We start from the raw sequence: 21,096 nt of genomic DNA, 5'->3' as shown, positions 1-21,096 counted from the left end.
TTGACTCTATAAACAAGATATAATGAGAGAAGAATCTTCATTTTTTAATTCTTTTAATTCCGTTGTTAGAACAATTTTTGAGAGTTTGGGTATCTCTCCAAATGTAGCAGAGGAGTTTGAATGTTGGATTTTTATACTCTTTCTGTTTCTGGTCTCTATCTTTCTGTCGTGGTTGTTACACCTTTTGATTATCTTTCTTGTTCCTCGTATACTTAAAAGAGTAAAAGGTAGGGTTGTAAAGCTTCTGTTTAAACACAACACTTTTTCAAAACTTGTTTATGTTTTCCCTCCAATTTTCATACTTCCGTTTTTGCCATTTGCATCTGATGACTACCCAAAATTTATATCAATAACGGAGCGTATCTGCTGGATATATTTGATAGCCTCTTTTACCATATACTTAAACTATCTATTGGGTATTATCTGGCATATACTAAACGAAGGGGAGAAGGGTAAAAATATTCCTCTGCATGGGCTTATTCAACTTGTAAAAGGAGTAATTCTTGTATTGGGTTTTATGATAATTTTATCAATTATTATAGATAAGTCCCCACTAACACTTATAACCGGATTGGGTGCTTTTGCCGCAGTATTAATGTTGGTTTTTAAGGATACCATATTGGGTTTGGTGGCTGGTGTGCAACTTATGCAAAACGATGTTGTTCGCAAGGGAGATTGGATTACTACACCTGATGAGAAAGTTAATGGAATTATTGAGGATATTACTCTAAATACGGTTAAAGTTCGCAACTTTGATAATACTATTGTTACTGTTCCTCCCTATCTTTTAATCTCCTCAACGTTACAAAATTGGCGTGCAATGAAAGAGAGTGGAGGCAGACGTATTAAAATAACTTTTATTGTAGAGGGAGAGAGTATTCAGCCTATATCTTTGGAGCAACTAAATTGCTGGCGGAGATTTGATATTCTAAGTGACTTCATAGATCTAAAAGAGAAGGAGAGGAGAGGGGAGGTGGGTGTAATGTCAGGAGATATTTATGGCACAATAGATACTAATTTAGGTTTGTTCAGAGCATATATTCAACTATATATTAATCAACATCAGTTACTCAGCAAGAGTATGTTATCGATGGTACGTATTTTAGACCCCACAGAGAATGGTATCCCATTGCAAGTTTATTGTTTTTCAGTAATAACAGAGTGGAAAGGCTATGAGGCTGTTCGTAGTGAAATTACGGAGTATCTATACTCTGTTTCAAGGATGTTTGGTTTACGTATATTCCAAAATGCTTCGGGATACCACTATCTCTCAGAGGCATATATTACGATAGGAAAAAATATCCCTCAATAGTGGGTAATGTAGTTCTCTTTTTGTAATTTTACATTGAAAATTTTAAATAGTTATGTTACAATTTACACCCATTAAAATTGAAGATAGAGAGATATTTGAGAAACACTCATACGCCTTAGGAGAGGGGAGTTGCGATATGGCATTTGCCAATATCTTTTGTTGGGGACATCTGCATAATCCTGAAATGGCAGTGTGGGGAGGTTTTGTCTTTATTCGTTTTGGTGGTGTAAATGGTAAATTCCATACCTATATGGAACCCATTGGAGTGGGGGATAATATTGCCGCATTTAAGATGTTGTCAGAGTATGTTAGTTCGCTTAACGAACCTCTTAAGATGGCAGGAGTGTCGGCAAATTTTGCAGAGAAGATACGCTCTTCAATCCCTTTCTGTGGATATTATCTTTACCCTAAACGTAGTCAGTTTGACTATATCTATAATGCCGATTACTTAAGAAGTTTGTCAGGTAAAAAGTTACAACCAAAACGTAACCATATAAACACCTTTAAAAAACTATATAATTTCACCACAGAGCCACTTACGGCGTCTCATAAGGGCGAAGTACTTAAATTGCTTGAGGAGTGGCGAGAGGGCAAAGAAAACGCCGATTTGGAGGCGTACGAGAACGAAAGGGAGGTAATAATTAGGGGTATGGATAATTTTGATGCCCTTGGTTTGCGAGGTTTGGCTCTTTATGTAGAAGGTGATTTGGCGGCTTTCACATACGGCTCGGCAATAAATGAGAATACTTTTTGTATTCATATAGAGAAGGGGAGTAGTCGTTACGAGCGGAGTTTTGCAATGGTTAATTATCTTTTTGCTAACTCATTACCTCAACAATATTGTTATATAAATCGTGAGGAGGATTTAGGTATTCAGGGACTCAGGGATGCTAAATTGTCGTACCAGCCTATTATGCTCTATTCTAAGTTTAACCTTATTGAGATAATGGGTAATGAGGATAAAATTGAGGAGATTAAACGCTCAACCGAAGGGGTTGAAATTGCTATGCTTTGGCATGAGGCTTTTGGTGATGATGAGGAGGTAATTGATTATTATATATGTAAAATCAGACCATTAGGTAAGAGTTATATTTTGCGTGACAGGGATGCTATTGTTGCCACTGCCGATATGTTTAATTTTGTTGGCAGTTATGGTAAATGTTCATACATTTATGGAGTTGCAACAAAGAGAGATTATAGGGGCAAAGGGTATGGTAAGGCTTTAATGAAGGATATTTTTGAGTGCCTTTATCGCAATGGAGCAAACAGATGTATGTTGATTCCCGGTAGTGAAAGTGTAGCGGAGTGGTATATAAGTCAGGGATTCTCAAAAGTTATGGAGCAACCAATATCTCTTATTAATGATTATGATTACGATTTTGGTCGTGAAGAGGAGGCATTGAATACTCCTCAGTATAGGATTATAAATGCTGAAGAGTATCTTGCTGAATATGCCAGATTGTATCCTCAAGCATCTTTCGTTGTTAGCGTAAAAGACAATATTTTGTTGCCAAATAATGCAACATATAGAGTAGAGCAGGGGAGTGTAAAAAAGGTTGCTGACAGTGAGAACAACAACCTTTTAAACGTATCTGAACTATTTGATGCTTATCCTATTAAAGAGGATAGTTATTTTATGGTTAGAATGTTTAGGTAATCAGCCATTAGTTATCAGTGGTCAGTTGTTATAATACTAACAACTAAAAACTAACAACTAACAACTTCTAATGAGCCTCCAACCAGTTCTTTCCGCTTCCTGTGTCAGCAATTAGAGGTACACTCATTTGGTATGCCGATGACATCTCCTCAGTTACCAACGTTTTGAGTTGTTCTAATTGATTTTCGGGAACGCTGAAGTTTAACTCATCGTGCACCTGAATAATCATCTTTGCATTGAGTTTTTCCCTCTCTATTCGTTTTGCAATACGAATCATGGCAATCTTTATTATATCGGCGGCACTACCTTGTATTGGTGCGTTAATTGCATTGCGTTCAGCATAGCCACGAACAATGCTATTATTTGAGTTAATATCTTGTAGTACTCTTCTGCGTCCTGTAATGGTCTCAACATAGCCCTTCTCACGAGCAACTTCAATACTTTTATCCATATATTGTTTTACCGATGGGAATGAGGTAAAATAGCCCTCAATAAGCGATTTTGCTTCGTTTCGTGATATGTTTAACCTCTCGGCTAATCCAAACGCCGAGATACCGTATATAATGCCAAAATTGGCTGTTTTTGCTTTGCGCCGCATATCGCTTGTTACCTCGCTTAATGGTACATTGAATATTTTTGCGGCTGTTGCTGCATGAATATCATCTCCTGATATGAATGCTTTTAGCATATTTTCATCTTTGCTGAGGTGTGCCATAATACGTAACTCAATCTGTGAGTAGTCTGCCGAGAAGAATACCTCGCCCTCTTCTGGAATGAATGCACGTCGTATCTCTTTGCCATTCTCATCACGTATTGGGATGTTTTGCAGGTTAGGATTACTTGAACTTAATCTGCCAGTTACGGTAACAGTTTGGTTAAATGATGTGTGTATCTTGCCGGTCTGTTTATTAATTAGTTCGGGCAGTGCATTTATATATGTGCTTAATAGTTTTTTTAATCCTCTGTATTCAAGAATTAGTGGTACTATTGGGTGACGATTTATAAGTTTTGTAAGAACATCTTCGGATGTTGAATATCCTCCTTGTTTTGAGGCTTTTGCCTTTGGATCTATTTTTAGTTTTATAAATAGTATCTCACCTACTTGTCGTGGAGAGTTTACATTAAAGGTCTCCCCTGCATATTCAAATATTTTATTCTCTATTTCGCATGCTTTGTGGGTTAATATCTTAGAACTCTCTGCAAGAGTGTTGGTGTCAACTCTTACTCCCTCAGCCTCCATATCGGCAAGTACCTTTACAAGAGGCATCTCAATTTCGTAGAAAAGTTTTTCTAATTTCTCTTCTCGCAATTTTGTCTCAAATACATTTTTAAGTCGTAGTGTTATGTCAGCATCTTCTGCCGCATACTCGCAAATATCTTGCAGGGGAACATCTCTCATTGAACGCTGATTTTTGCCCTTTGCTCCAATCAATGTCTCAATGCTGATTGTTTTATGTCCTAAATATACTTCGGCAAGATAATCCATATTGTGATGGCCATCGGGTTGAAGTAGGTAGTGTGCTACCATTGTATCAAAGAACTCACCTTTGAGGTTCACTCCGTAGTTCTTCATTACAATGTAGTCGTATTTTATATTTTGTCCTATCTTTTGCGATTTCTCATTTTCGAGTACCTCCTTAAACCTGTCGACAATTTTTTGAGCCTCTTGCTTATCTTCGGGAACTGGAACATAAAATGCTTCATCTTCTTTAACAGAGAATGACATTCCAACCAATTTCGCATTTATTGGTTCAATTGAGGTAGTCTCTGTGTCAAATGAAAATTTTTCGGCACTTTTTAGTTGATAAATTAAATCGTTTATTTTCTCCTCACTATCAGCAAGATAGTATGTGTGAGGACGGTTTTTAGACTCCTCTACGTTTTCGTATTCTAAATTTTCCGACTCATCGGTCGCAAATAAATCAAAGAGCGAGGGTTGAGAAACTGTTTTTTGAGGTTGTTTTTTCTCTTCGGTTTTAGGAGTTGAAATTTTACCTAAAATCTTCTCCGATAAATTTCGAAATTCTAACTCTGCAAAAATTTTCTCTAATTTATCGCAATCGGGTTTTTCATATTTCAGACTCTCTTCGTTGAACTCAATTGGAACATCAATTTTTATTGTTGCTAAAAATTTTGAGAATTTTATCTGCTCAATATTCTCTTCAATTTTTGTTTTTAATGCTCCTTTAAGTTTATCGGTTGAGGTGATTAGATTTTCTATTGAGCCAAACTCGTTGATAAGTTTAATTGCTGTCTTTTCTCCAACACCCGGACATCCTGGAATGTTATCGGCACTGTCGCCCATCAAACCCAACATATCAATAATCATTAGAGGTGATGAAATACCGTATTTCTCTTTTACCTCTTCTACTCCATATATATCAAATCCTCCACCATGTCGGGGTTTATATTGATATATGTGTTCGCTTACAAGTTGACCAAAGTCTTTGTCGGGTGTCATCATATAGGTATCAAATCCCCTCTCTTCGGCAAGTTTTGCGGTTGTTCCGATAACATCATCAGCCTCATATCCGCAAACTTCTAAAATTGGGATATTGTATGCTCTTATTATATCTTTTATAATGGGTACGGCAGTGCGTATTGCTTCGGGTGTCTCTTCGCGTTGGGCTTTGTATTGTTCAAACATTTCGTGTCGGAATGTTGGGCCTTGTGGGTCAAAAGCAACAGCTATGTGAGTTGGTTGCTCTTTGTTTAGTACCTCTTCAAGAGTGGTTACAAATCCATATATTGCCGATGTATTTAGTCCTTTAGAGTTAATTCTTGGGTTTTTGATAAATGCGTAGTATGCTCGGTATATAAGTGCGTAGGCATCAAGTAAAAATAATTTCTTCATATACTTCTCCGATAATTAATGTGTAAATTTAATCAAAAGTATGCGATTTTCTACTCTTTTATTACTATTTTTGTACTCATATATTAAAGCAATGGATATAAAAGAGTCGCTCAAAGATGTTATTGGTGTTGATTTGGAGAACTTTAATGTGACGCTCCGCAACTCATTATCAACCGATAACGCTTTGCTAAAGGGGGTAATTGACTACTATCTTCAGGCAAAAGGTAAGCAAATTAGACCGATATTGGTTATACTAAGTTCTCGCTTATTTGGTGAGATTAACGATGCCACTATCAGTGCTGCTGTGGCTATTGAATTACTACATAATGCCTCTCTAATTCATGATGATGTTGTTGATAGTTCCCCGCTTAGAAGAGGTAGAAAAACAGTCAATAATATTTGGGATAATAGAGTAGCAGTTTTAGTTGGAGACTTTTTTGTATCTACTGCCCTTCAATCTGCCATTAAATCTAATAATTTAAATACTATTTCTCTTATTGCGGCACTTGGAAAAGAACTTGCTACTGGTGAGATTAACCAGATTGAGACTGCCGATGAACATATTCTTGATGAGGAACGATATTTTAATGTAATTAAACAAAAAACTGCGTCTCTTTTCTCCTCTTGTATGTTAATGGGAGGTTACTCTAATGGTGCAACTGAAGAACAGTTAAATGCAATTGAGGAGTATGGCAATAAGTTGGGATTGTGTTTCCAGATTAAGGACGATATTTTCGATTATTTCACTGATGATTCTGTTGGAAAACCCACAGGTTCTGACCTAAAAGAGGGTAAGGTATCGTTACCGCTATTATTTGCTGTTCAGTCTAATTCTGACGAACGTAATTCTCAAATGTGTGATTTGCTTATGAGAGGAAATCTGACTGATGAGGAGATATCTCTTTTAATTGAGTATGCAAAAGAGAAAGGCGGTATTGAGTATGCGGAGAATATGATGCTTAAACTCAAATCTGAGGCTGAAGATGCTCTTTCAATCTTCCCTGATTCTAAAATTAAAGATGTTTTGATAGAGTTGCTTGACTATATTATTGCTCGTAATTATTAAACTTATATTCTTATTATAAACAGAAAGGGGTGAGATCTGATTCTCACCCCTTTCTGTTTATACGTTTAATCTATTTAATTTATTAAAGTATTGTCTTTCTTGTATATTGCTGATATTAGGTTATTTGCTAATCCTGCCGCACCTATACGGAATAGATCTTTATTTAACCACTCCTCGCCTAATACCTCTTTAACTATTGTATAGTATTTTGCTGCATCTACTGGTGTTTTTATGCCTCCTGCTGCCTTAATACCAATCTTTGTTCCGGTCTCAGCGTAATAGTCTTTAATAGCATTACACATTACATAGAATGCTTCAGGAGTTGCACCAACAGATATTTTGCCGGTTGAGGTTTTGATGAAATCGGCACCTGCATATATCGAAAGTATCGATGCTTTTCTAATATTATTACAACTCTCTAATGCTCCAGTTTCAATAATTACTTTTAATGTTCTATCTCCGCAAATCTCTTTTATTTCGTTAATCTCGTCGCACATATCTTCATAGTTGCCTATCATAAAGTTTCCAACGTTCATAACTATATCTAACTCATCTGCTCCGTCTTTTATAGCAAGTCCTGCCTCTATTGCTTTAATCTCGGCGTATGTTTGCGATGAAGGGAAACCTCCACTTACTGATGCTACGTTAACATTTGATACCTCTAATGTGCCTCTGACTGCTGTTACGAAGTTTGGATATACACATATTGCTGCAACATTATCTATATCATGGTAATTTTCATCAATCTTGTTTACGAAATCAACCAGCTTTACCACTGTTTCGTAATTATCTGTTACGTTCAAAGTGGTTATATCTAAGCAAGATAAAATCTCTTTATATACTGCTTTATTACAGTTCTCTGATAAGTGATTTTTTAGAATGTTTTCAACCTCATTTTTTACGATCTCGTCGTTTAGATTCTTCTCATATTTCTCGATTGCCTCGTTGTATCTATCCATCTTAATTATAATTTAGGATTGTTTATATGTCTTGTTTTATCTCTCTCTGTTTTCTTCTCAATATTCTTCTTTAGTGCATCTGTAAGATTTACTCCTGTTTGGTTTGCAATACACAATAGAACCCATAAAACATCGGCAAGTTCATCTGAAAGGTCAACGTTCTTATCGCTCTCTTTAAACGATTGCTCTCCGTATCTTCGAGCAATTATTCTGGCAACTTCGCCAACCTCTTCGGTAAGGATAGCCATATTTGTGAGTTCGTTAAAGTAACGTTTGCCGTACTTTCTAATCCACTGATCTACTTTTTTTTGAGCCTCGTCTATTGTCATCTATTCTCTGTTTTTAGAGTCTATTACTATTGTTACGGGTCCGCTATTATCGAGCGAGACTAACATATCTGCTCCAAACTCCCCCTGTTTAACCTCTTTACCGATTAATTCTTCTATCTCCTTGCAGAACTTCTCATACATAGGAATAGCGGTTGCGTGTCCTGCTGCTCTTATATATGAAGGCCTATTCCCTTTTTTTGTTGAGGCATATAGAGTAAATTGACTAACAACTAGCACCTCTCCGTCAATATCTTTTACAGACAGGTTCATTACTCCTTTTTCATCATCAAATATGCGTAGGTTTACAGCCTTTGCTGTTAGCCATTTCAAATCCTCTTCGGTGTCAGCCTCTTCAATACCAAGAAGTATGAGCAACCCTTTCTCAATTGCTGATTTTACTGTATTGTTAATAGTTACCGATGCTCTATTTACTCTCTGTATTACAATTCTCATTCCTTAGAAATTATTTGTTTTTGCTGTGCGAAATTAACTATATTTTCTTAGATTCTATGCAGTTTTTGTAAATATCTAATTATCTAATCCTTTTTTTAGTATATCAGCTTTTGATTTCCCAATTACATTTACAATCTCTTGATAATCAGCTTCTTTAATTCGTTTAACGCTTTTAAACGTCTTGATTAGCAACTCTTTAGTCTTTGCTCCTATACCTTTTATATTGTCAAGTTCTGAAACAATTTGTGCTTTGCTCCTTTTTTTGCGGTGGTGGGTAATACCAAAACGGTGAGCCTCATCGCGCATGTGCTGGATAATTTTAAGAGATTCGGAGTTTTTGTCAATATAGAGGGGTACTGAATCGTTAGGGAAGTATATCTCTTCTAACTTTTCAGCAATGCCTATTATTGCTATCCTTCCGTATAACCCTAACTCTTTTAGTGTTTCAACAGCTACACTTAATTGCCCTTTACCTCCATCCACTACTATTAACTGAGGCAGATCAGCTCCTTCATCTAATAAACGTTTATATCGGCGGTGTATTACCTCCTGCATTGTTGCGTAGTCGTTAGCTCCAACTACTGTTTTTACGTTGAAATGGCGATACTCTTTTTTCGCAGGTTTCGCATTTTTGAATACTACGCATGCCGATACTGCATTTGTCCCTTGTGTGTTTGAGTTGTCAAAACACTCCATATGACGAGGCAGTTCTTGCAAGTGAAAATCTTTTGCTAACTGTGTAAGTATTCTTGTTGTTCGTTGCTCGGGGTTTAGTTTTTCCGATTGTTTTGTTATGTCAATTCTGTACTGAATCGCATTTTTTGTAGATATTTGTAATAAATGGCGTTTGTCTCCGCGTTGCGGAACTGTTATGGTATACTTATTTGTATCAATGCCAAATTCAAAAGGTACGATAACTTCGCGAGCGTCACTTGCGAATCTTTCGCGTAATTCTGTTACGCCCAGTGCTAATATATCCTCTTTATCTTCATCAAGACGTTTTTTGTATGATATTGTCATACTCTGTACTATAGCACCCTCACGAATATTCATATAGTTTATATATACGATACCTTCGTAATCTTCATATCCGAACACATCGACATTATGTACACTTGAGTTTACAATAACAGACTTTGAGCGGTAGTTTTCGAGAAGTTGATACTTCTCTTTTACCTTTTGTGCCTCCTCAAACTTTAACTCAGATGCTAACTGCTGCATCTCCTCCATTAAAATTCTCGATAACTCTGTTGTCTCGCCATTAAGGATTTGTCGAGCCTGTTTTATATATTCGTCATATTTCTCTCTGTTTTCAAGCCCAACGCAGGGGGCATTGCAGTTTTTAATATGATACTCCAAACATTTTGAATACTTACCGCTCTTTACCTTATCATCAGTTAGCAGATAGTTGCAAGTTCTTATCGGATACAATCTTTTAATTAGTGACAAAATAACCTTTGCCATATTTACGTTACTATATGGGCCATAATACTTTGACCCATCTTTGATAACTGTGCGTGTTAAGAATATACGTGGGAAAGGCTCTTTTTTTACAACAATCCATGGATATGTCTTGTCATCCTTAAGGAGTATGTTATATTTAGGTTGGTACTCCTTTATCATTGAGTTCTCAAGATGCAGGGCATCCTCTTCGGTCTCTACAATAAAATATTTTAGGTCCTCAATATGTTTTACTAACATTGAGGTTTTGACGCCTTGATTATTTTTATTGAAATATGAAGATACTCTTCTTTTTAGGTTTTTTGCTTTACCTACATAAATAATAGTGCCATCTTTGTTAAAATACTGATAAACTCCCGGTTTCTCAGGCATAACAGAGATAATATTCTTTATTTTATTTAGAGTTTCAGTATTCATATATATTAGATTGTTTCACGTGGAACAATTAATTTATTTGGCAATAATACTTCCTCCTGAAGAGGGTTGGGGAGAACTAACCAGCAACTACCCGTAAGGGTGGCGAAACTGACAAGCAAGAACTAACAACTACCTACTACCTGCCCAAAAGCATTAGTAGTATATTTATATCATTTGGAGATATTCCAGGAATACGCCCTGCCTGAGCAATTGTTTCAGGATCTATCTTTGTAAGTTTCTGACGTGCCTCAATAGTGAGTTGAGTTATCTCACTATAATTGAATTTGCCTTTAATCTTTATATTCTCAAGTCGAGTAATTTTGTCGGCAATCAATTTCTCTCGTTCAATATATCCCTCATATTTTAGAAGTATCTCTGCTGCCTCAAGAATCTCCTCTTTGCGATTCTTTATCTTATCAACCTCGCGTTTGAATGGAGTTACAATTTCAATAAGATCATAAATGTTAAGTTGAGGGCGAAGCATAAGGTCGGCAAGTTTCACGCCTTGTTTCAAAGGCGAAGTACCTTTCTTCTCTAATGCCTCGTTAACGTATGCGGTTTTAACTGAGAAGTTACGGCAGAAATCAATAATTCTGTTTAGCTCCTCTTTCTTGCTTTGTAGTAAATCGTAACGCTCTTTGGTTGCTAATCCTATATTATATGCCTTTTCGGTTAGACGCATATCAGCATCATCTTGACGTAATAAGATTCGATACTCAGCACGAGAGGTGAACATACGATAAGGTTCATCCACTCCTTTGGTAACAAGATCATCAATAAGAACGCCAATATATGCCTCATCTCTGCGAAGCACAAAATCCTCTCCGCCATGGCAACGAATGTGAGCATTAACACCAGCAACCAATCCTTGACCTGCAGCCTCCTCGTAACCGGTAGTTCCATTAACTTGTCCTGCAAGATAAAGGTTTTTAATAACCTTACTCTCGAGAGTGTGATTAAGTTGAGTAGGCTCAAAATAGTCATACTCTATTGCATAACCGGGGCGGTATATGTGTACATTGCGTAGAGCAGGAATCTCTTGCAAAGCCCTGATCTGAATATCAATTGGCAATGATGAAGAGAAACCATTTAGATAATATTCGTTTGTATTCTCACCTTCGGGCTCAAGAAAGAGTTGATGCTCCATCTTGTCAGGGAAGGTGTGAAGTTTAGTTTCAATACTTGGGCAATATCGAGGACCGATACTCTGAATCTGTCCGTTGTAAAGAGGCGAGTCGGGGAGACCTTCAAGAAGAATCTCATGAACGCGTGGGCTTGTATAAACGCTCCAGCAACTAACCTGTTTAAGTTGTCGAGGCTTAAAATCGAGGTATGAGAACTTATGGAAATCATCCTCGCCACCCTGTTCAATACATTGCGAAAAGTCGATACTTCTGGCATCAATTCTTACAGGAGTCCCAGTCTTCATTCTGCCAACAGTAATACCTTCGGCAGCCAACTGCTCCGAAATACCATACGATGCAGGTTCCGAAATTCTACCTCCAACAAACTGAGTTCTGCCAATGTGCATCAATCCATTCAAGAAAGTTCCCGATGTAATAACAACCGTCTTAGCAAAGAACTCAACGCCCAATTGAGTTTTAACACCAGTAACTGCCTTATTCTTGATAATCAGTTCATTTACAGAGTCTTGCCATAAATATAGGTTTGGGGTATTCTCTATAATTCCACGCCACTCCTGAATAAATTTAGCCCTATCGCTTTGTGCTCTGGGGCTCCACATAGCAGCACCCTTTGAGCGGTTAAGCATACGAAACTGGATGGCGGTGCGGTCGGTAACAATACCAGTGTATCCACCAAGAGCATCAATCTCTCTCACTATTTGTCCTTTAGCAATACCACCAATAGCAGGATTACAACTCATCTGTGCAATCTTGTTAAGGTCCATTGTAATAAGCAAAGTTTTAGATCCAAGGTTAGCCGCGGCAGAGGCGGCCTCGCAACCTGCGTGCCCTGCACCGACCACAATAACATCGTATGAAAATTCCATAATATTAAATCAGTTTCGAAACTTGTTGCGAAGTTACAAAAAAACTTTCAGTCAAAAGGTGTAAGTATGCTCTATTATTAAATATCTATTTAAAAACATACCATATATTATTAAATATATTCTCACCTATTCCTATTTAATAAATTTTATTATTTCATAAATTATTGTATATTTGTTCGGATTTTAAGTTATTATCTCATTTTAAAACAAATTTTATATAAAATAGGAGTTTTAAGATAGTTAGGTGTGATTTAACTAAAAACATATATATATATGATAGAGAAGAATTTTATCAAACTTTATGAAGAGAGTTTTAAAGAGAACTGGGACTTATTGGCCCTTTCGGATTATAACACTACAAAGAACCTTACTTATAGAGAGGTTGCAGAACAAATAGAGCGTCTTCATATCCTATTCCGTCAATGTAAAATCAGAAGAGGAGATAAAATTGCTATTGTTGGTCGTAACAATGTCAATTGGGTTATTACCTATATGGGAGCAATGATGTATGGTGCTATTGCTGTTCCCATTCTTCAAGACTTTAACGGAAACGATATATCATATATAGTAAACCACTCTGAATCTTCATTACTATTCTTAAGTGAGCATATTTGGGAAAATGTTGAGGTTGAGCATATCCCAACTTTGAGAGCAGTTATTTCGTTAAACGATTTCAGTTGCATTGACCAACGCGATGGCGAAACCGTAAGCGGAATACTTGCCAATATGGATGCCTTATTTAAAAAAGAGCATCCCAAAGGTTTCAAAAAAGAGGATCTATGCTATGCAGAACTTGAGAATGATAAAATTGTTGAGATAAACTATACTTCGGGAACAACAGGTTATAGTAAAGGTGTTATGCTAACAGGTAACAACCTTGCAGGTAACGTATGCTACGGAATAAAAACACGTTTGCACTATAAAGGTAGTAAGGCATTGTCGTTCTTGCCACTTGCTCACGCTTATGGTTGTGCATTTGACCTTCTTACACCACTCGCAACAGGATCGCACGTTACTCTATTAGGTAAACTTCCTTCACCCAAAGTGTTGTTGAAAGCATTTGCTGAGGTTAAACCTAACTTGATTATAACTGTTCCTCTTATTTTCGAAAAGATTTATCGTAAACAAGTTCTTCCTAAACTAAATAGCACTCCATTGAAGTGGGCAGTAAATCTACCTGTATTAAACACTCAAATATATGCTAAAATCAGAAAGAGTTTGATTGACGCTTTAGGAGGAAGATTTGAACAAGTTATTATTGGTGGTGCGCCTCTTAACCCTGAGGTAGAGAAATTCTTTCATAAGATAAAATTCCCATTTACAGTAGGTTATGGAATGACTGAGTGTGCGCCACTGATTAGTTACAAGCATTATAGCGAATTTATTCCTTCATCGGCAGGAGCAATTCTTGAAGGTATTATGGATGTTAAAATCTTGTCAGAAGATCCCTATCTAATACCCGGAGAGATATGCGTTAAGGGAGAGAACGTTATGAAGGGATATTATAAAAACGAAGCAGCAACTGCTGAGGTTATTGATGAAGAGGGATGGTTGCATACTGGCGATATGGGTATCATTGATAAGGATAAGAACATCTTTATCAAAGGTCGTTATAAAAATATGATTCTTGGTGCAAGTGGTCAAAATATATATCCTGAAGAGATTGAGGCAAAATTGAATATTAAAGAGTTTGTTTCAGAGAGTCTTGTAGTGGAGAAAGATGGTAAACTTGTAGCATTGGTTTATCCCGACTATGAGGCTATTGAGACTTGTGGTATCACGCTTCAAGATCTTGACCCAATTATGGAGGAGATTCGCAAAACTTTGAATACCGAAGTTGCTCCATACGAGACAATCTCAAAAATATACATTTATCCTACTGAGTTTGAAAAAACTCCAAAACGTAGTATAAAACGTTATTTATATGCCAATTTTACACCAATAAAGTAGTTAAATCTTCAAAAATTTAAAAAAAAGCGAAAAAAAGAATATTTATTTGGAAAATAAGTATTAACTTTGTGACGCTTTTGAAATATAAGGCAATAATTAATAATTATTTTAAATATTTAAAATTAAGAGAGATGAAAAAATTAGTTTTATTCGCAGCTGTTGCTTTCGCTGCTTCTTTTGCAGCTTGTACCTCTAAACCTGCTGCTGAGGAGACTACTGAGGCTCCTGTAAGCACTGAGGCTACAATCGATGCTAACTACGCATTCGAGGGAGATACTCTTCTTCTTCCTAACGCTGAAGAGACTGCTATCGACACAGTAGTTATCGCTGATTAATTAAATTAATTAAGCAAGCAAAGAAAAATGAAAGCGATACCAAGTATCGCTTTTTTTTGTCTCTTTATTTAACCTCAATATATAAACCTATATATTTATATGTATAGGTTTTTTTATCTGTGTGGTAAAATTTCTCAATTCTTTGTACTATCTTCGCATAAAAATTAAGGTAATGGATATTCTATATATAGTATTAGCCCTTGTCCTTGCTTTTGTTGGATTGCTTGGCTCGGTTGTGCCTGTATTACCCGGCCCTCCTCTAAGTTATGTGGCTCTTATCTTATTATGTTTTTGTAAGGGAGCTGAGGTGTCGGTTACAACTTTAGTGATAATGGGAGTGCTAATGGCAGTTATAACCATAGTTGATTATATTGCACCGGCTTGGATGACAAAACTAAAAGGTGGCTCAAAGAGTGCATCAAATGGTGCTATTGTTGGTACTATTGTAGGTCTCTTCTTTGGTCCTATTGGGGTAATAGTTGGTCCGTTTTTGGGAGCATTTATAGGAGAGGTTATCGCCAATTCATCAAGCGGTAAGGCTTTTAATGTAGCTCTAATGTCGTTTTGGGCGTTTATCTTAACATCAGGAGTAAAACTGATATATGGCATTACGGTAATGGTTATGATTGTTGTGGTGGCAGTAGATATATTTGCTGCTATGTTTTGAAATAATTGTGATTTATGACTGAAGAATCAATACTGAAAGATAAGAAGGTTGTTTATTATACATTGGGTTGCAAACTCAATTTTGCCGAGACATCTACCATTGGTAAGATGCTGACACAGCGAGGTGTTGTAAAGGCAAAATCGGGCGAGGAGGCTGATTTGTGTGTGATAAACAGTTGTTCTGTTACCGAACTTGCCGATAAGAAGTGCCGTCAGGCTATCAGACGTATATCTCGCCAACACCCCAAAGCGTGTATTGTTGTAACCGGTTGTTATGCTCAACTTAAGAGCGAGGAGGTTGGTGCTATTGATGGTGTTGATTTAGTGTTGGGTGCAGCGGAGAAGATGGATTTGCCTGATAAGTTAGAGGCTTTTCTATTATCAAATAAGGAGCTGGAGATTGATACCACTCCACTCGCTGATATAAAAAACTTTGCACCCTCGTGTTCCCGCGGTGATAGAACTCGCTACTTCTTAAAAGTGCAGGATGGTTGTGACTATTATTGCTCATACTGCACTATTCCGTTTGCTCGTGGTCGTAGTAGAAACGGCTCTATTGAGTCGATGGTTTCACAAGCCGAACAAGTTGCTGCTGAGGGCGGAAAAGAGATTGTTATTACCGGTGTAAACATTGGTGATTTTGGTAAAACTACTGGCGAGAGTTTTCTCGATTTGATAAAGGCTTTGGATTGTGTTGAGGGGATAGAGAGATATAGAATTTCTTCGATTGAACCAGACCTTTTGACCGATGAAGCAATCGAATTTATTGCAACTTCAAAACGTGTAGCACCACACTTTCATATACCGTTGCAATCGGGAAGTGATGAGGTGTTGAAGATAATGCGGCGCCATTACGATAAACAGCTCTTTTGTTCAAAGATTGAGAAGATAAAATCTGTTATGCCCGATGCCTTTATTGGTGTTGACCTTATTGTTGGTATGAGAGGCGAAACTGATGAACTCTTTGAGGAGAGTTACAATACGGTTGAGGGGTTGGATATTTCGCAACTTCATGTGTTTACATACTCTGAACGTCCGGGTACAAGGGCGTTGAAGATTGAGCATGTGGTAACACCTCAGGAGAAACACGCCCGATGCACTCGAATGTTAAACATATCGGAAGAGAAACGATTGGCGTTCTACATGTCGCAAATAGGAGAGTGTCGCCCTGTATTGTTTGAGCAACCTGCACCGGGGGCATTAATGCACGGATTTACCGATAACTATATAAGAGTTGAAATGCCATACGATAAGAGTTTGGTAAACAAAAGCGGTGTGCGTGTAGTTTTAGGAGATTTTACTCAAGACAAGAGTTCGCTTGTGGTAGAGAAATTATATACCGAATAGAGTATGAACAGATATTTAGAGAACATATTATACTCCCCTATATACCTCGTTATTTGGTTACACTCGTTGTTGCCATTTTGGGTGCTGTATATATTATCTGACATTCTCTTCTTATTAGTCTATTACGTGGTAGGTTATCGCCGAAAGGTAGTATTTGGCAATATGCGAAACTCCTTTCCCGATAGAAGCGAAAAGGAGATTCGTAGAATGGAACGAGCATTCTATCGACATTTTTGCGACTATATTGTAGAGACCATAAAACTACTGCATATCTCTGACGCTACTACAAAACGCCGTTTTGTAATGGAGAATACTGAGGTTTTACAACGTGCCATAGATGAGCGTAGGCAGGTAATTTTGATGTTAGGCCATTACGGTAACTGGGAGTATATACCTTCAATCACTCTATGGTTAGATTATCCTCAGGATGCAGTTATGGGAGAGCTGTATCGACCACTTAAAAATCGTTGGTTTAACAACTTCTTCCTGAAACTTCGCTCTCGATACAAAACTGTAAACATCCCAAAGAACGATGTACTAAGAGAGTTTATAAAATTCCGCCGTGATAAACGTCCTGCGGTGATAGGTTTTATGGCAGACCAAACTCCATCACCAGCCAATATACACTATTGGAGTAACTTTTTAAATCAAGATACCCCAATGCTAACAGGCATTGAACGAATAGCTCAAAAACTTGATTGTACACTTGTATATGCCGATGTAATAAAACTAAAACGCGGATACTATAAAATAGTATTTGAGGAGATAACTCAAACTCCAAAAGAGTATAAGGAGTTCGAGATTACCGAGATATATACCCGCTTAATGGAGAAAACTATTCTGCGTGCTCCAGAGTTTTGGCTGTGGACTCATAAGCGTTGGAAACATAAACGATAAATTTATATGGCACAAGCGTTGTGCTTAGTACTTTCTTATTTATGTTATGGAAAAGAGTAACCAACATCAAAAAATATCCATTCGCTTCTTTAATGATAAAGAGGTTAGAGCCGCATGGGATGATGATACCAATCGTTGGTTGTTCTCGGTAGTTGATGTTATAGCAGTACTTACTGAAAGCAAAAATCCTCGTAACTATTGGAAAGTGATAAAACACCGCTTAGTTAAAAATGGAAATGAGTTGGTTACACGATGTAACCAACTGAAACTTGTTGCTTCTGACGGCAAGCGATATTTAACCGATTGTTTGTCACAAAATGAGATGATTAGCCTTGTGGAAGTTGTTCCAAGCCAACATGCAATTGCTTTTGCAAAATGGTTAATTACTGGTGAAGACCAAATAGACAGCAAGAGCCGAGATAAAGCATATCAACTTTGGGATAGTTCGTTATTGCAAACTATTGAGGTGGGCACTGCACGAGGTTTGCAACAAATTCATGCCTATCTCTTTGGCGGACTTTATGATTTTGCAGGACAAATACGTCAAAAGAATATCTCAAAAGGCGGGTTTCAATTTGCAGTATCTCATTTTCTTGGGCAAACTCTATCTCAAATTGAGCGAATGCCCGAAACCAACCTCAATGAAATTGTGGATAAATATATAGAAATGAATATAGCACATCCCTTTATGGAAGGCAATGGTCGTAGTACAAGAATTTGGTTGGATTTAATACTTAAACAATCATTAAAAAGATGTGTAGATTGGAGTAAAATTGACAAGACTGCCTATATGGAAGCAATGCGTATAAGTGTGGTTAATCCCACAAGAATACGTGAATTAATAGCAAATGCTTTAACCGATAAAATCAATGACCGTGAAATGTTTATGAAAGGGATTGATTATTCATACTATTATGAGCAAGATAATTAATTCTTATTTATGAAACAATATAAGTATATAAATTAGAAAAAGTAGAAACTTTAGTTGATAGTACACTTTCCTCTTCTTTAGGCAAACCAACAAATAAACGATAAATTTATATGGCACAAGATATAGCAGTTGTAATATTAAATTGGAATGGCAAGAAACTTATGGAGGAGTTTCTGCCTTCGGTAGCAACTTTATCGCAAGGGGCAGATGTTGTTGTGGCTGACAATGGCTCAACCGATGGCTCGGTTGAGTGGTTAAACGCCAATTATCCAACTGTAAGAGTTCTTGCCTTTGATAAAAATTATGGTTTTGCAAGGGGGTATAACTTGGCAATAGAGCAATTATCGGAGTATAAATATATTGTACTGCTAAATTCCGATGTTGAGGTAACCCAAAATTGGGTTGCACCATTAAGAGAGTTTATGATTGCCAATCCCGATGTTGCTGCGTGTCAGCCCAAACTAAAATCATATAGCAATAAAAGTATGTTTGAGTATGCTGGTGCAGCAGGAGGTTACCTCGATAAATATGGCTATCCATTTTGCCGAGGCAGAATATTTGACACTACCGAAAAAGATTGCGGTCAATATGAAGGCACACCCAAAGATATATTTTGGGCAACAGGTGCAGCCCTTATGGTTGAACGTGAGAGTTATTTGGCAGTAGGGGGATTAGATGCCGATTTTTTTGCTCACATGGAGGAGATTGACCTCTGTTGGAGATTGCAACTATTGGGCAAAAGAGTTGTTGCCGTAACTGATAGTGTGGTATATCATTTAGGCGGAGGAACATTGGCAGCAGGTAACCCTCGCAAAACATACCTAAACTTCCGAAACAACCTCTTTATGTTATACAAGAACCTTCCACTAAAAGAGGGCAAAAAGTTAATTTTCAAAAGAAAACTCCTTGATGGATTGGCAGCAATATTGTTCCTCGTGAAACTAAGTTTTGGAGAGGTAAAATCGGTATGGTTAGCACATCGCCACTTTGAAAGAGATAAACACCGCTATAAAAATCAACCCTCAATAAATATGCTAAAGCATTTTACAGAGAGCAATAGAAGTGTAGTAGTTGATTACTACTTAATGGGGAAACGAATATTTTAAATGCTTTTTTTGCATATTAATTTACAATTCTCCTTTTTACCCCAATTTTAAAATTAAATTACACTCGTAATGGTCTAATAATTAGAGCAGTACCTCTAAAATGCAAAATAAGTAAAGATTTTATGCTTATTTTTACAAGAGGTTGAATTGTAATAATTTTAGCAATTAACAATATCATTTAATTATTTTTATTACTTTTGTTGCGTATATCGCTTGCAGAAGCCCGATATGGGTTTTTGGGGTGGGTGCAGACATAATATGAAAAAGCGTTTACTAACGCTCTTTCTTGACGACATGGAACTTCGCAAATTCTAAACCAATGTCAAGGATGAGGCAATAGTAGATGCCTATGGGTGTGTATTTTAATCATAATATTTTAAATTATGATTTTTGCATATTTGCGTGGGCTTCTGCGTTGCTCGTTCAACATTGGTGGGCAATGCGAAGGCCTCATGTCGTGGGATGAGTAACAGTATGGTTCCCACGCTTTTTTTGTATCTATTATAAAAGTCTATATGGGGACATAGACTATATAGCAATAAAATATGAGAACTTCTAAATTATTTAGTTGTGTAAAAGTCCCCCCTCCAGGGCATTGCTTTACTGATGTTTACGACAACTATGTATGGATCTACGCAAAAAATTTTCAATTAATTTTCGGGGAAAATCGTTTAAGGAGTGGCAAACGCAATTGCCTTAAGATCTCCTATGGAAACAAATCAATATATCGCTTTATTGAAACAACAGGATATACAGGAGTCGATGCAAAGACAATAGGATTATCTTATAACAGTATTTGTGATCTTGGAATTAATCAAAAGGAGTTACCTTCTGTAGAATTGAAAGTTAAACCAATAAGTGCTTTTCAATTAATGTTTCATCACCCAGATAGTTCACAGAAAGTCTCTTTTTTGACCGCAATCATAACTTTTTTAGTTGGTCTTATTATTGGGTATGTAGTTTAATTAAAATTATATATATGAAAAATTTATTATCATTTATTAATATGCGATGGTATATTATACTTTCGCTGTTTTTTGGCATTTATACCTCAGAATTATATGCCGAGAGTGTAAATATTGATGGATTGAATTATGAACTTAATGCTTCTAATAAAGTTGCATCTGTAGTTGGTTATAGTTCGGTACAATCTAATGTAGTGATCCCATCAACCGTAACTTACAATGGTATATCGTTTACGGTCACTACCATAAGAGATAAAGCCTTTGCAGGTTGTACATCATTAGAGAGTATTTCAATACCAGGAACGGTAACAGAGGTAGGAACAACGCAGAGTCAAAATTATGAAAATCTACCATTCTACGGTTGTACAGCTTTGAAGTCT

Annotated in this window: 18 protein-coding genes; 12 read left to right on the top strand and 6 right to left on the bottom strand. The window is 36.8% G+C overall.

Going from position 1 to position 21,096, the window contains the following annotated elements:
- The first annotated feature begins 22 nt into the window (after positions 1-22).
- Together IKK64_06490 and IKK64_06485 are read left to right on the top strand one after the other, a co-directional pair.
- Entirely contained in the window at positions 23-1,312 is a 1,290-nt protein-coding gene (locus IKK64_06490; protein MBR4119711.1) for a mechanosensitive ion channel, read from the top strand.
- A 52-nt stretch (positions 1,313-1,364) separates the two neighbouring features.
- Entirely contained in the window at positions 1,365-2,969 is a 1,605-nt protein-coding gene (locus IKK64_06485) for a GNAT family N-acetyltransferase (GenBank protein MBR4119710.1), read from the top strand.
- Positions 2,970-3,036: 67 nt separating this feature from the next.
- On the opposite strand, the gene polA is transcribed toward IKK64_06485, so the two are convergent.
- Positions 3,037-5,823, bottom strand: coding sequence for a DNA polymerase I (polA, locus tag IKK64_06480; GenBank protein MBR4119709.1), 2,787 nt, complete (start codon positions 5,821-5,823; stop codon positions 3,037-3,039).
- 91 nt (positions 5,824-5,914) lie between these two features.
- Between polA and IKK64_06475 the strand changes: the two genes are divergently transcribed.
- Positions 5,915-6,889, top strand: a complete 975-nt coding sequence (locus tag IKK64_06475; GenBank protein MBR4119708.1) for a polyprenyl synthetase family protein — start codon at positions 5,915-5,917, stop codon at positions 6,887-6,889.
- Positions 6,890-6,963: 74 nt separating this feature from the next.
- Here the strand turns inward: IKK64_06475 and deoC are convergent, their stop codons facing one another.
- The 5 genes from deoC to mnmG form a co-directional block, all read right to left on the bottom strand.
- A complete protein-coding gene (gene deoC, locus IKK64_06470; protein ID MBR4119707.1) occupies positions 6,964-7,848 on the bottom strand; it encodes a deoxyribose-phosphate aldolase in 885 nt (294 codons plus the stop codon).
- Positions 7,849-7,853: 5 nt separating this feature from the next.
- Positions 7,854-8,177, bottom strand: a complete 324-nt coding sequence (locus IKK64_06465) for a nucleotide pyrophosphohydrolase (GenBank protein ID MBR4119706.1) — start codon at positions 8,175-8,177, stop codon at positions 7,854-7,856.
- A complete protein-coding gene (gene dtd, locus IKK64_06460; protein ID MBR4119705.1) occupies positions 8,178-8,630 on the bottom strand; it encodes a D-tyrosyl-tRNA(Tyr) deacylase in 453 nt (150 codons plus the stop codon).
- Positions 8,631-8,705: 75 nt separating this feature from the next.
- On the bottom strand, positions 8,706-10,508 hold the full coding sequence (gene uvrC, locus IKK64_06455; GenBank protein MBR4119704.1) for an excinuclease ABC subunit UvrC: 1,803 nt from the start codon (positions 10,506-10,508) through the stop codon (positions 8,706-8,708).
- Between the two features lie 136 nt (positions 10,509-10,644).
- Positions 10,645-12,519, bottom strand: coding sequence for a tRNA uridine-5-carboxymethylaminomethyl(34) synthesis enzyme MnmG (gene mnmG / locus IKK64_06450; protein ID MBR4119703.1), 1,875 nt, complete (start codon positions 12,517-12,519; stop codon positions 10,645-10,647).
- Positions 12,520-12,792: 273 nt separating this feature from the next.
- On the opposite strand from mnmG, the gene IKK64_06445 reads away from it, so the two are divergent.
- The 9 genes from IKK64_06445 to IKK64_06405 all read left to right on the top strand — a co-directional run.
- On the top strand, positions 12,793-14,469 hold the full coding sequence (locus IKK64_06445; protein MBR4119702.1) for an AMP-binding protein: 1,677 nt from the start codon (positions 12,793-12,795) through the stop codon (positions 14,467-14,469).
- Positions 14,470-14,600: 131 nt separating this feature from the next.
- The gene (locus tag IKK64_06440) at positions 14,601-14,804 is read left to right on the top strand and encodes a hypothetical protein (protein ID MBR4119701.1); all 204 of its coding nucleotides are present in this window, start codon (positions 14,601-14,603) and stop codon (positions 14,802-14,804) included.
- Between the two features lie 172 nt (positions 14,805-14,976).
- Positions 14,977-15,471 (top strand): DUF456 domain-containing protein, encoded by a 495-nt coding sequence (locus IKK64_06435; GenBank protein ID MBR4119700.1) that lies wholly within the window; start codon positions 14,977-14,979, stop codon positions 15,469-15,471.
- Positions 15,472-15,485: 14 nt separating this feature from the next.
- Positions 15,486-16,817, top strand: a complete 1,332-nt coding sequence (mtaB, locus tag IKK64_06430; protein MBR4119699.1) for a tRNA (N(6)-L-threonylcarbamoyladenosine(37)-C(2))-methylthiotransferase MtaB — start codon at positions 15,486-15,488, stop codon at positions 16,815-16,817.
- 3 nt (positions 16,818-16,820) lie between these two features.
- Positions 16,821-17,714, top strand: a complete 894-nt coding sequence (locus tag IKK64_06425) for a lysophospholipid acyltransferase family protein (protein ID MBR4119698.1) — start codon at positions 16,821-16,823, stop codon at positions 17,712-17,714.
- Positions 17,715-17,760: 46 nt separating this feature from the next.
- Entirely contained in the window at positions 17,761-18,645 is an 885-nt protein-coding gene (locus IKK64_06420; protein ID MBR4119697.1) for a Fic family protein, read from the top strand.
- A 110-nt stretch (positions 18,646-18,755) separates the two neighbouring features.
- Positions 18,756-19,751 carry a glycosyltransferase family 2 protein gene (locus IKK64_06415; protein MBR4119696.1) on the top strand — a complete coding sequence of 332 codons (996 nt, stop codon included), beginning with the start codon at positions 18,756-18,758 and terminating at the stop codon, positions 19,749-19,751.
- Positions 19,752-20,296: 545 nt separating this feature from the next.
- Positions 20,297-20,716 (top strand): hypothetical protein, encoded by a 420-nt coding sequence (locus IKK64_06410; protein ID MBR4119695.1) that lies wholly within the window; start codon positions 20,297-20,299, stop codon positions 20,714-20,716.
- Between the two features lie 14 nt (positions 20,717-20,730).
- Positions 20,731-21,096 (top strand): leucine-rich repeat protein (locus IKK64_06405; GenBank protein ID MBR4119694.1); only part of this gene is annotated, 366 nt, incomplete at its 3' end.

It is taken from the genome of Bacteroidales bacterium (genome assembly GCA_017521245.1).
In the GTDB taxonomy this organism is placed as follows: Bacteria; Bacteroidota; Bacteroidia; order Bacteroidales; family G3-4614; genus Caccoplasma_A.
Note: the sequence above shows the minus strand (reverse complement) of the source record. Positions and strands in the feature narration are given on the sequence as shown.

Excerpts from the sequence above, each read along its gene's own strand:
- polA (MBR4119709.1), bottom strand. The coding sequence starts at position 5,823 with ATGAAGAAATTATTTTTACTTGATGCCTACGCACTTATATACCGAGCA.
- IKK64_06465 (MBR4119706.1), bottom strand. The coding sequence starts at position 8,177 with ATGACAATAGACGAGGCTCAAAAAAAAGTAGATCAGTGGATTAGAAAG.
- IKK64_06410 (MBR4119695.1), top strand. The coding sequence starts at position 20,297 with ATGAGAACTTCTAAATTATTTAGTTGTGTAAAAGTCCCCCCTCCAGGG.
- IKK64_06485 (MBR4119710.1), top strand. The coding sequence starts at position 1,365 with ATGTTACAATTTACACCCATTAAAATTGAAGATAGAGAGATATTTGAG.
- IKK64_06445 (MBR4119702.1), top strand. The coding sequence starts at position 12,793 with ATGATAGAGAAGAATTTTATCAAACTTTATGAAGAGAGTTTTAAAGAG.
- deoC (MBR4119707.1), bottom strand. The coding sequence starts at position 7,848 with ATGGATAGATACAACGAGGCAATCGAGAAATATGAGAAGAATCTAAAC.
- mtaB (MBR4119699.1), top strand. The coding sequence starts at position 15,486 with ATGACTGAAGAATCAATACTGAAAGATAAGAAGGTTGTTTATTATACA.
- IKK64_06440 (MBR4119701.1), top strand. The coding sequence starts at position 14,601 with ATGAAAAAATTAGTTTTATTCGCAGCTGTTGCTTTCGCTGCTTCTTTT.
- IKK64_06415 (MBR4119696.1), top strand. The coding sequence starts at position 18,756 with ATGGCACAAGATATAGCAGTTGTAATATTAAATTGGAATGGCAAGAAA.
- IKK64_06420 (MBR4119697.1), top strand. The coding sequence starts at position 17,761 with ATGGAAAAGAGTAACCAACATCAAAAAATATCCATTCGCTTCTTTAAT.
- mnmG (MBR4119703.1), bottom strand. The coding sequence starts at position 12,519 with ATGGAATTTTCATACGATGTTATTGTGGTCGGTGCAGGGCACGCAGGT.
- IKK64_06490 (MBR4119711.1), top strand. The coding sequence starts at position 23 with ATGAGAGAAGAATCTTCATTTTTTAATTCTTTTAATTCCGTTGTTAGA.
- dtd (MBR4119705.1), bottom strand. The coding sequence starts at position 8,630 with ATGAGAATTGTAATACAGAGAGTAAATAGAGCATCGGTAACTATTAAC.
- IKK64_06475 (MBR4119708.1), top strand. The coding sequence starts at position 5,915 with ATGGATATAAAAGAGTCGCTCAAAGATGTTATTGGTGTTGATTTGGAG.
- IKK64_06425 (MBR4119698.1), top strand. The coding sequence starts at position 16,821 with ATGAACAGATATTTAGAGAACATATTATACTCCCCTATATACCTCGTT.
- IKK64_06435 (MBR4119700.1), top strand. The coding sequence starts at position 14,977 with ATGGATATTCTATATATAGTATTAGCCCTTGTCCTTGCTTTTGTTGGA.
- uvrC (MBR4119704.1), bottom strand. The coding sequence starts at position 10,508 with ATGAATACTGAAACTCTAAATAAAATAAAGAATATTATCTCTGTTATG.